This window comes from Streptomyces graminilatus (genome assembly GCF_001418565.1).
GTDB lineage: Bacteria > Actinomycetota > Actinomycetes > Streptomycetales > Streptomycetaceae > Streptomyces > Streptomyces graminilatus.
Window position 1 is genome coordinate 1 of record NZ_LIQQ01000126.1, and the last position, 9,562, is coordinate 9,562.

Here is a 9,562-nt window from a genome sequence, read left to right on the forward strand (position 1 = left end):
CTGAAGGCTGAAGGCTGAAGGTTGAGGGTTGGAGGCTGAGGGTCGGAGACCGGGTACCGGCCTGCCATCAATCCCGACGACAGACTCGGCCCCGGCCACCCGGCCGGCCACACCGGCAACAGCGCGGCGCCGTCCGAGCGCACACTCAACGAAACGGCCCGCACTGCCGGTTGAGCCCAACTGTGCGGGGCGCGCGCCGCGAGCGCACATCGGCCACGACCTGCGGACCGCAGGCCAAAGCCGGGACCGGAGGCCAGGCCGCAGACCGAGGATCTGAGGCCGGGAACCGGGAACCGGGAACCGGAAGCCGACGGCCGACAGCCAAGGGCCGAAGGCGTACGACGCCCGCAGGCCCCGTCGTCACGCTCGTGCCATGCGCCCGACGGGCGGCGGTCCCCGTGGGCAGGGGGTGCCGTTGTCCTGGGCGGTGAGGGGAGCGGCGACAGGGCCTGGGACGGACCGAGGAACGGACCGAGGAACGGACGGACCTCACCGGGGATCGGGTTGCCGTGCTGCGCGGCGGCCGTAGGTGGCGTCGGCCGGCTGAGCGCATTCGGTCGGACCAGGCCGGCGAAGCGGGGACGAGACGACCGTCTTCGGTCGGACCACACCGACAGGGCGGGATCCAGGGGCGTCGGGTCAGACCACGCCGACGAGGCGGGCCGACTCGGTGGCCGGGCGGCCCTGTTGGGCGGCCTCGGCGTCGAGCGCGGGCTCGGAGGCGAGCACCGCCTGATGCAGGTCGTGGATGCGGGTGGAGGGGTCGAGGCCGAGTTCGTCGATGAACGACGTACGCAGCTTGCGGTAGACGCCCAGAGCCTGTGCTCTGCGCCCGGACCGGTACAGGGCCAGCATCAACTGGGCGTGCAGGTTCTCGTTGAGCGGGAACTCCGCGACCAGCGCGGCCAGTTCACTGAGCACCTCGTGATGCCGGCCCAGCCGCAGATCGGCCTCGATGCGCTGCTCCAGCGCACCGAGCCGGCACTCGCGCAGCCTGACGGCCTCCACCTCCAGCAGCGGCCCGGTCGGCACGTCGACGAGGGCGTCGTCGCGCCACAGGGCGAGCGCGGCGCGCAGGGTGTCGGCGGCTTCCCGGGCCTCGCCCCTGGCCAGGAACTGGCGTCCGGCCGCGCACAGTTCCTCGAAGCGGTCCAGGTCGACCGCGTCGCAGGGCAGTTGGAGCTTGTATCCGCCCGGGTAGGTGGCGAGCATCCGCTTGGCCTCCGGCATGCCGCCGGCGAGGGCGGCGGCCAGCAGCTTGCGCAGCAGCAGGATGTACGTCTGGAGTGTCGTCGCGGCGCTGGCGGGCGGCTTCTCGCCCCACAGCTCGCGCATCAGCGCCGAGGTCGAGACGACGTGATTGGCGTGCAGGACGAGCAGCCCGAGCACCTTGCGGGGCTTCGGAGCCGTGGGGACGACGGAGTATCCGTCGACTCGTACGTCGAGCGTTCCGAGAACGCGGGCAATCACTGGCGCCTCCGAGGATGGGGAGATTCTCGTACTGGCCTGCCGAAAGAACGGTGCAATCACATGCGCGTGAGAATTCAAGGCGCGGTAATCCCCCCGATTAGAGCCCACCATCTCGATGAATAATTCAGGGCAGAATTCACCCCTTCGGTCACCGGCATCCTAATACGAACGCATCACCGAACACGTCAATTGTTCTTAAAGTTTGCCTTTATCGGTCTTCGGGTAATAAAGCGCCCTCCGCAGTTGACGCACGCGAGATGATCGCACGACGTGCCACTTCTCGGAGGGCGCTTCCCACCCGGAACGGGGAGGCAAGCAGGGGCCCCTACTTTGACCTCGCAGGACCCCTACCGAACCCTTACCGGACCCCTACCGGCCTCTTTCAGGCCCCTTCAAACCTCTTCGGACCCTTGAGGATTTGAGGCTCTTCAGTCCTCTGCAGGCCTCTACAGGCCTCTACAGGCCTCTACGGCGCGGGTCTCAGACCCCGGCCGCCAGCCGCTCGTTGACGGCGGCGAGGAACAACCCGGGGGTCTCCGCCGCGCCCAGGACGTCGTCGTCCAGCGCGATCCCGAAGTCGCGCTGGACCCGGCCCGCGGTCTCCAGGAGCGCGAGCGAGTCGTAGCCGAGGTCGGTGAAGGGGGTGTCGGATATGTCACCGCTGAGGTCGATGTCCTCGTCCTCACCCGCGCTCTCGCGCAGGATCCCGACGAGCTCCTCCAGGGTCAGTGCGGTCGTCTCTGCCATCTCCGCTTTCCTTCCTGCCGTGAGATTAGTTCTGTCGCGAGATTCGTTCTGCCGTGCGGTCGGTTCACTGGTCGCCGGAGGGCTCCGTCAGAACCAGCGCGCTGGTGAACCCGCCCTCCCCGCGCGCGAGTACGAGTGCGGTACGCACCCGGTGTTCACGGGGTGCGCCGGTCACCAGGTCGATGCCGAGGCCGTCGGCCGCCCCGGTGACCGGCCCGGCCGGCGGGAGCACACCGTGGCGCATGCTCATCAGCGCGGCCACCACATCGAGGGGCGCCCCGCCCGAGCTGAGCCGTCCGGTCAGCGCCTTCGGCGCGCACACCGGCACCCCGTACGGCCCGAAGACGGCACTGATGGCAGCCGCCTCCGCGCGGTCCAGGTCCGGCGACCCGGCCGCGTCGGCGAAGACGGCGTCCACCTGGTCCGGCGTCACGCCCGCGTCCGCCAGCGCCCGTTCGACGACCCGGCGCAGGGCGGGCGGCCGGCCGGAGTCCGGCGCGGGGTCGAGCCCGGCGGCGTACCCGGCGACGGTGCCGTAGGGGCGGGCGCCGCCCCGGCGTCGTACGGCGTCCGCGTCCTCGACCACGAGGATCGCCCCGCCCTCGCCGGGAACGTGGCCGCACGCGCGCGTGGAGAACGGCAGATAGGCGTCGTCGGCCTGCTCCCGGGTGCTGATCCGTTCGGTCGAGAGGTGGGCGATCCAGCCCCACGGGCACAGTGAGCTGTCGACGGCGCCGCTGATCATCAACGGGGTGCCCCGGCGGATGTTGCGCCGGGCCTGGCCGAGCGCGTCCAGCCCGCCGGCCTGGTCGCCCACGACGACACCGCTCGGGCCGCGCATGCCGTTGCGGATGGAGATCTGCCCGGTGTTGACCGCGTAGAACCACGCGAACGACTGGTAGGCGCTCACGTGTTCGGGGCCCTTGCTCCACAGGTTCTGCAGCTCGCGCTGCCCGAACTCGTAGCCGCCGGAGGCGCTGGCGGTCACCACGCCCATGTCGTAGTCCGGCAGCTCGGCCGGGTCGACACCGGCGTCCGCGAGCGCCCAGTCGGCGGCGACCAGCGCCATCCGCGTCATCCGGTCGGTCTGCGGCAGGAGGCGGCTGGGCAGATGCTCGGCGGCGTCGAACGCCGCGTCCGGAACCTGTCCGGCCAGCCGGGCCGGGTACGGCTCGGGGTCGAACCGCTCCAGGGGGCGGATGCCTCCTTCGGCGCGCAGCGTCGCGGCCCAGTACTCGTCGGCGCCCACGCCGTTGGGTGCGATCACCCCGAGGCCGGTCACCACGGCGGTCGGCGTCATACGGCGCTCCTCTCGGGACGGGTGAGCACCAGGGCGCTCTGGAATCCGCCGAAGCCGCTGCCGACGCTGAGTACCGCGTCGACCCGCTTCTCCCGTGCGACCAGCGGGATGTAGTCCAGGTCCAGTTCCGGGTCCGGTTCGTGGAGGTTGGCGGTCGGGGGCAGCAGGTCGTGCTCGACGGCAAGGGCGCAGGCCGCGGCCTCCAGGGCTCCGATGGCGCCCAGAGAATGTCCGATCATCGACTTGATGGAACTCATCGGTGTCGCGTAAGCGTGTTCGCCCAGGGCGCGCTTGACGGCCGCCGTCTCATGACGGTCGTTCTGCTTGGTGCCGGAGCCGTGCGCGTTGACGTAACCGACGCTCAGAGGATCGGTCCGGGCGTCGTCGAGGGCCGCGCGGATCGCCTCGGCCATCTCCCGCCCGTCCGCCTTCAGACCGGTCATGTGGTACGCGTTGCTGCGCGAGGCGTAGCCCGCGACCTCGGCGTAGACGTGTGCCCCGCGGCGCCTGGCGTGCTCGTACTCCTCCAGAACCATCACCGCGGCGCCCTCGCCCAGCACGAAGCCGTCGCGTGTGCGGTCGAACGGGCGGGAGGCGCTGACGGGATCGTCGTTGCGGGTCGACGTCGCCTTGATCGCGTCGAAGCAGGCGACCGTGATGGGTGAGATCGGCGCGTCGGTGGCACCGGCGAGCACAACGTCGGCCGACCCCTCGCGGATCAGCTCAAGGGCGTGCCCCAGCGAGTCGAGGCCCGAGGTGCAGCCGTCGGAGACGACGGTGGCCGGACCCTCGGCACCGGCCGCCCAGGCCACCTCGGTGGCCAGCGAGCCGGGCACGAACTGCGCGTACAGGTGCGGCGAGGTGTAGGCGTGGTCGACCACCCAGGAGCGGCCCGAGTCGCTGACGACCGCGTACTCGCGCTCCAGGCTCATGGAGCATCCGACGGCGCTGCCGATGACCACGCCGACCCGGTCCGGGTCCGGCCGCGCGTCGTCGATACCGCTGTCCGCGAGCGCCTCCCGGGCGCTGACCACGGCCAGTTGCGCGGCCCGGTCCATGCGCCGTACCTCGCGCGGGGACAGTCCATGCGCGGTGGGATCGAAATCACATTCCGCGGCAATGCGGGACCGATACCCGTCGGCGTTGAAGAGGGTGATTTTCCGAGTGGCGGTTCGACCGGCCGAAAGGGCCTCCCAAAAGGCCTTGACTCCGATACCGCCGGGCGCTGCCACACCGATTCCGGTGATTACGACTCTTCGCCTCATGACCTTCCCCGTGATATTACGGAATCATTTCGGCCAACTGGAAACATTGGCTCAACCGAGGCTCCAGCCAACGACTCGAAGGCACCTAGAGAGCACCTAGAGGGGTCGGACCGGGGGAGGCCGGACTACTCCTATCCTGGACACCGGCCCACATCAGGACATCGAGCAACGGAGAGCGACTTCCATGTACTTCACGGACCGCGGTATCGAGGAACTGGAGAAGAGGCGCGGCGAGGAGGAGGTCACCTTCGAGTGGCTCGCCGAGCAACTGCGGACGTTCGTCGACCTGAACCCGGACTTCGAGGTCCCGGTGGAGCGACTGGCGACCTGGCTGGCCCGACTGGACGACGAGGACGACGACGAGTGAGGGCGGCCCGCGCGGGCGACGTGTAGCGAGTGACGAGCGGGCGGGCGCGGCCCCGGCGAGTGACTCCGGTCCCGGTGTCTTGACTTTCCGTGACCGCGATATATCGTGAATAGCGGAAGACGCGATATGGCGTGTCGTGGCGTGCCGAGGCCATCGGCCTGCGGTGCGCCGGGTCACTCGTCCACTCGCCCGTCTACCCGCTCATCAGCGCGTTCGCTCACAAGGGGGTCCGCACCATGTCCAGCACATCCACGTCGTCCACCACGTCCGAGTGGTCCGTCAAAGAGCCCGGCAGGCTCACCTTCGACGAGCCCGTCACGGGCCTGCATGTACGCATCGTCAACGGAACGGTGAACGTGGTGGGCACGGAGGAGGGTCCCGCCCTCCTGGAGGTCTCCGAGATCGAGGGGCCGCCGCTGGTGGTCACCCAGGAGAACGGCGTCCTGACGGTGGCGTACGAGGACCTGCCCTGGAAGGGCTTCCTCAAGTGGCTGGAGCGCAAGAGCTGGCGCCGCAGCGCCGTGGTGTCCCTGACCGTCCCGGCCGACGCGCGCGTCGAGGTCGGCGTGGTCGGCGCGGGCGCGGTCGTCTCCGGGATCAACGGCCCGACGGCGGTGAAGGGCGTCACCGGCGACACGACACTCGTCGGCCTGTCCGGGTCCGTCCGCGCCGACACCGTCTCGGGCAGCCTGGATGCCCAGGCCGTCACGGGCGACCTGCGCTTCAACTCCGTCTCCGGCGACCTCACCGTGGTCGAGGGCTCCGGCCCCTCGGTGCGCGCGGAGTCGGTGAGCGGCTCCATGATCGTCGACCTCGACCCGGAGGGCCCGACGGACGTGCGGTTGACGAACGTCTCGGGCGGGATCGCCATCCGGCTCCCGCACCCGGCGGACGCCGACGTGGAGGCGAACACGGCGAGCGGCCGGATCTCGAACGCCTTCGACGACCTCCGCGTCCACGGCCAGTGGGGCGCCCACCGCGTCACCGGCCGCCTGGGCGCGGGCACGGGCAAGCTCCGGGCGACGACGGTCTCCGGCTCGATCGCCCTGCTCCGTCGCCCCCAGCAGGAGGACGACCCGGCCGGCTCCGCCCCCGGGGAGACCTCCGGCGACACTTCCGGCCCGACGAACAAGAAGGTGCTCTGACATGCCTCCCGTCTTCGCCCACGGCCGCCTGCGCCTCTACCTGCTGAAGCTGCTGGACGAGGCCCCCCGCCACGGCTACGAGGTGATCCGCCTCCTGGAGGAACGCTTCCAGGGGCTGTACGCGCCGTCGGCGGGCACCGTGTACCCCCGCCTGGCCAAGCTCCAGACCGAGGGCCTGGTCACGCACACCACCGAGGGCGGCCGCAAGGTGTACGCCATCACGGACGCGGGACGCGCCGAACTGGCCGACCGCAGCGGCGAACTGGCCGACCTGGAACTGGAGATCCGCGACTCGGTCGCCGAACTCGCCGCGGAGATCCGGGCCGATGTCCGGGGCGCGGCGGGCGACCTGCGCCGGGAGGTGCGCGCGGCGGCGAGCGAGGCGGGCGGAGCCGCCCGGAGCACCCGGTTCGGGAACACGGGCGACCATGCGTACCCCGGAGACCAGGGTGCGTACGGGGACCACGCGGACGTCGGCGACAAGGACGCCTGGCGAGCCGCGAAGGAGGAGATGCGGCGCGCCAAGCAGGAGTGGAAGGAGCAGGCCAGGCGGGCGAAGGACGAGAGCCGCCGGGCCCGCGAGGAGGCCCAGCGGGCCAGGCGCCAGGCCAAGGAGGCCCAGGACCACGCCCGCGCGCAGGCCCAGGAGGAAGTGCAGCGCATCGCCAAGCGCGTCCAGGAACAGGTCCAGGACCACTTCAGCAGAGGCGACTGGCCGACGGGGGTCCGGGAGGGCCTGACCGAACTGGCCAAGGAGTTCGGCGACTTCGGCAAGGACTTCGGCAGAAACCTCGCCAAGGACACCGCCACAACCACCAAAACCACGACCACGACCACGACACCGGAACGGGAGCACCCCCAGTACTCGGACACTCCCCCGGACTTCCCGGCCGGCTACGAACCGTCCTGGGCCCACGAGGACTCCACCGGCGACCCGGCCCGCGACCTGGACCGCCTCCTCGACCGCTTCCGCGACGGCATCCGCGACACGGCGCGCGACCACAGAGTGACGGAACCTCAGCTCCACGAGATCCGCGGCCACTTGTCCACGGCGGCGGCACGGGTGGAGGCGACACTGCGAACACTGCAGAAGTGAGCGGCGCGCCCAACCCTCACCGGAGGGGGGACCCTCAGCCCGCTTTGGCCTCCCCCTCACTCCCGCCGTACAGCACACGGCTCAGGGCCTCGTACGTGACTCCGTGGTCGGCGAGGACCTCTGCCGGTACGCCGGGGCGGGCCGAGAGGGCGAGGAGGATGTGCTCGTCGCCGATACGGCGCTCGCGATGGGCGAGGGCGATGCGCAGACACCTCTCCAGCACCTCCTTGGCGTCCCGGCTGAAGGTGCGGCGACCTGACCACCACCCCTTGTCCTTGCGGTCGCCGGACATCGCGCCGACGCCGTGCACCTCCTCGATCCGGGAGACGATGTCGGAGACGTCGATGCCGAGCCCGGCGAGTGCGTCGGCCTCGGCCTGGGACAGCCCGGCGCGGCGCCGGGCGGTGGCCAGGGCGGCCGTCACCGACTCCTTGCGATCGTCGAGCCCGAGCGAGGCCAACGCGAAGGAGGCACGGCTGGCTTCGCGGTCGAGCAGCGCTAGCAGCAGATGCTCGGCGTCGACGGCCTGGCTGCCCACGCGCTCACTGTGCTCGACCGCGCCCCGCACCACAGCACGCGCGTCGCTCGTGAACCGTTCGAACATCACTGCCTCCCGTATTTCTTGTGCACGGCCTGCCTGCTGACACCGAGTTCCGCGGCGATCTCCTGCCACGACCAGCCCTGATTGCGCGCACTGCGCACCTGCACGGACTCCAACTGCTCGACCAGCTTCCGCAGCGCGGAGACGGCCCGCAGCCCGATCCGCGGATCGCGGTCACCCGCACGCTCGGCAAGATCTGTTGCTTCGGTCATGATGTCAACGTAGGTTGACATGCGGGCTGCCGTCAACCCCAGTTGACAAAGACAGGTACCCCGAACGCACAACCGGCGGACCCGAAACCGGGCCCGCCGAGGCAAGAGACAAATGATGGAGACGATGGAGGGAGTTCAGGAGGAGGTGAGGACGATCTTGCCGAACAGATCACCGGACTCAAGGCGTTCGAAGCCCTCGCGGGCCCGGTCCAGCGGAAGCACCTCGTCGATGACGGGACGTACGCCGGTGGCGGCGCAGAACGAGAGCAGATCCTCAAGCTCGTCCTTGGTGCCCATCGTGGAGCCGACGACCTTGAGTTCGAGGAAGAAGATACGGGTCAGTTCGGCGTGGGAGGGGCGGTCGCCGCTGGTGGCGCCCGAGATGACGAGCGTGCCGCCGGGCCGCAGCGACTTGACCGAGTGCGACCAGGTGGCCGCACCGACCGTCTCGATCACGGCGTCCACGCGCTGCGGCAGCCGCGCCCCGGACTCCACCGCCTCGACGGCACCCAGCTCCAGCGCCCGCTTCCGCTTGGCCTCGTCCCGGCTGGTGGCGAAGACCCGCAGCCCCGCAGCCTTGCCGAGCACGATCGCGGCGGTCGCGACACCACCGCCCGCGCCCTGCACGAGCACCGAGTCGCCAGGGCGTACGCCGGCGTTGGTGAAGAGCATGCGGTACGCCGTCAGCCAGGCCGTGGGCAGACAGGCGGCCTCGGCGAAGGAGAGCTCCCTGGGCTTGGGAAGGACGTTCCACGTCGGTACGGCGACCCGCTCGGCGAAGGTGCCCTGGTAGCGCTCGGTGAGGATGGAACGGGGTTCCTTGGGGCCGACGCCATGCCCGGTCTGGCCGATGACCGAGTGCAGGACGACCTCGTTGCCGTCCGCGTCGATGCCGGCGGCGTCGCAGCCGAGGATCATCGGCAGACGTTCCTCGGGGAGTCCGACCCCGCGCAGGGACCAGAGGTCGTGATGGTTGAGCGAGGCGGCTCTGACGTCGACCGTCGTCCAGCCGGGGCGCGTCTCGGGTGCTGGTCGGTCGCCCAACTCCAGCCCGTCGAGCGGGTGGTCGGGGTCGATACGGGCGGCGTAGGCAGCGAACATGACCTTGACGATAGGGGCCGGACGCAGCGGAGGGAACGCTCCACGACTGTGACACACCCCCTGTTCCCGTCCACCTCGGGGGCGCTGCCCCCGAACCCCCGCTCCTCAAACGCCGGAGGGGCTGAATGATCCCAACCGGCGTTTCCCACCCAACGCTCATACAGCCCAGCCTGGCCAATTCAGCCTGTCCGGCGTTTGAGGACGAGCGCGTTCAGCGCGAAAGGGGGTCTGGGGGCACAGCCCCCAGGGACGGGACGG

The 9,562-nt window shown here is 70.4% G+C and carries 10 protein-coding genes; 3 read left to right on the forward strand and 7 right to left on the reverse strand.

All coding sequences use genetic code 11. The features are described from left to right. Positions 1-639: 639 nt before the first annotated feature. The 4 genes from AOK08_RS12190 to AOK08_RS12205 form a co-directional block, all read right to left on the reverse strand. Positions 640-1,470, reverse strand: coding sequence for an AfsR/SARP family transcriptional regulator (locus tag AOK08_RS12190; protein ID WP_055525526.1), 831 nt, complete (start codon positions 1,468-1,470; stop codon positions 640-642). Between the two features lie 480 nt (positions 1,471-1,950). Beyond that, entirely contained in the window at positions 1,951-2,217 is a 267-nt protein-coding gene (locus AOK08_RS12195; protein WP_055525527.1) for an acyl carrier protein, read from the reverse strand. Between the two features lie 64 nt (positions 2,218-2,281). Beyond that, positions 2,282-3,517, reverse strand: coding sequence for a ketosynthase chain-length factor (locus tag AOK08_RS12200; protein ID WP_055525528.1), 1,236 nt, complete (start codon positions 3,515-3,517; stop codon positions 2,282-2,284). Then, positions 3,514-4,782: a beta-ketoacyl-[acyl-carrier-protein] synthase family protein gene (locus AOK08_RS12205; protein WP_055525529.1), complete on the reverse strand. Its 1,269-nt coding sequence runs from the start codon at positions 4,780-4,782 to the stop codon at positions 3,514-3,516. The genes AOK08_RS12200 and AOK08_RS12205 overlap by 4 nt, the downstream gene beginning before the upstream one ends. Positions 4,783-4,966: 184 nt before the next feature. Here AOK08_RS12205 and AOK08_RS12210 point away from each other — a divergent pair, with 184 nt between their 5' ends. From AOK08_RS12210 to AOK08_RS12220, 3 genes are all read left to right on the forward strand, one after another. After that, positions 4,967-5,149: a DUF6104 family protein gene (locus AOK08_RS12210; RefSeq protein WP_019075209.1), complete on the forward strand. Its 183-nt coding sequence runs from the start codon at positions 4,967-4,969 to the stop codon at positions 5,147-5,149. A 236-nt stretch (positions 5,150-5,385) separates the two neighbouring features. Next, positions 5,386-6,294, forward strand: coding sequence for a DUF4097 family beta strand repeat-containing protein (locus tag AOK08_RS12215; RefSeq protein WP_055525533.1), 909 nt, complete (start codon positions 5,386-5,388; stop codon positions 6,292-6,294). Position 6,295: 1 nt separating this feature from the next. Continuing rightward, a complete protein-coding gene (locus AOK08_RS12220; protein ID WP_055525530.1) occupies positions 6,296-7,390 on the forward strand; it encodes a helix-turn-helix transcriptional regulator in 1,095 nt (364 codons plus the stop codon). Positions 7,391-7,424: 34 nt separating this feature from the next. On the opposite strand, the gene AOK08_RS12225 is transcribed toward AOK08_RS12220, so the two are convergent. The 3 genes from AOK08_RS12225 to AOK08_RS12235 all read right to left on the reverse strand — a co-directional run bounded on the left by AOK08_RS12225 (position 7,425) and on the right by AOK08_RS12235 (position 9,304). Then, positions 7,425-7,994 (reverse strand): Clp protease N-terminal domain-containing protein, encoded by a 570-nt coding sequence (locus AOK08_RS12225; RefSeq protein WP_055525531.1) that lies wholly within the window; start codon positions 7,992-7,994, stop codon positions 7,425-7,427. Further along, positions 7,994-8,203: a helix-turn-helix domain-containing protein gene (locus AOK08_RS12230; RefSeq protein WP_055525534.1), complete on the reverse strand. Its 210-nt coding sequence runs from the start codon at positions 8,201-8,203 to the stop codon at positions 7,994-7,996. Before AOK08_RS12230 ends, AOK08_RS12225 begins: the two co-directional genes overlap by 1 nt. Before the next feature lie 135 nt (positions 8,204-8,338). Further along, on the reverse strand, positions 8,339-9,304 hold the full coding sequence (locus tag AOK08_RS12235) for a zinc-binding dehydrogenase (protein ID WP_055525532.1): 966 nt from the start codon (positions 9,302-9,304) through the stop codon (positions 8,339-8,341). Positions 9,305-9,562 lie beyond the last annotated feature (258 nt).

What these genes read in the sequence shown, in the direction of transcription:
- AOK08_RS12195 (WP_055525527.1), bottom strand. Translation starts at nt 2,217, where the DNA reads ATGGCAGAGACGACCGCACTGACCCTGGAGGAGCTCGTCGGGATCCTG.
- AOK08_RS12200 (WP_055525528.1), bottom strand. Translation starts at nt 3,517, where the DNA reads ATGACGCCGACCGCCGTGGTGACCGGCCTCGGGGTGATCGCACCCAAC.
- AOK08_RS12205 (WP_055525529.1), bottom strand. Translation starts at nt 4,782, where the DNA reads ATGAGGCGAAGAGTCGTAATCACCGGAATCGGTGTGGCAGCGCCCGGC.
- AOK08_RS12210 (WP_019075209.1), top strand. Translation starts at nt 4,967, where the DNA reads ATGTACTTCACGGACCGCGGTATCGAGGAACTGGAGAAGAGGCGCGGC.
- AOK08_RS12215 (WP_055525533.1), top strand. Translation starts at nt 5,386, where the DNA reads ATGTCCAGCACATCCACGTCGTCCACCACGTCCGAGTGGTCCGTCAAA.
- AOK08_RS12220 (WP_055525530.1), top strand. Translation starts at nt 6,296, where the DNA reads ATGCCTCCCGTCTTCGCCCACGGCCGCCTGCGCCTCTACCTGCTGAAG.
- AOK08_RS12225 (WP_055525531.1), bottom strand. Translation starts at nt 7,994, where the DNA reads ATGTTCGAACGGTTCACGAGCGACGCGCGTGCTGTGGTGCGGGGCGCG.
- AOK08_RS12230 (WP_055525534.1), bottom strand. Translation starts at nt 8,203, where the DNA reads ATGACCGAAGCAACAGATCTTGCCGAGCGTGCGGGTGACCGCGATCCG.
- AOK08_RS12235 (WP_055525532.1), bottom strand. Translation starts at nt 9,304, where the DNA reads ATGTTCGCTGCCTACGCCGCCCGTATCGACCCCGACCACCCGCTCGAC.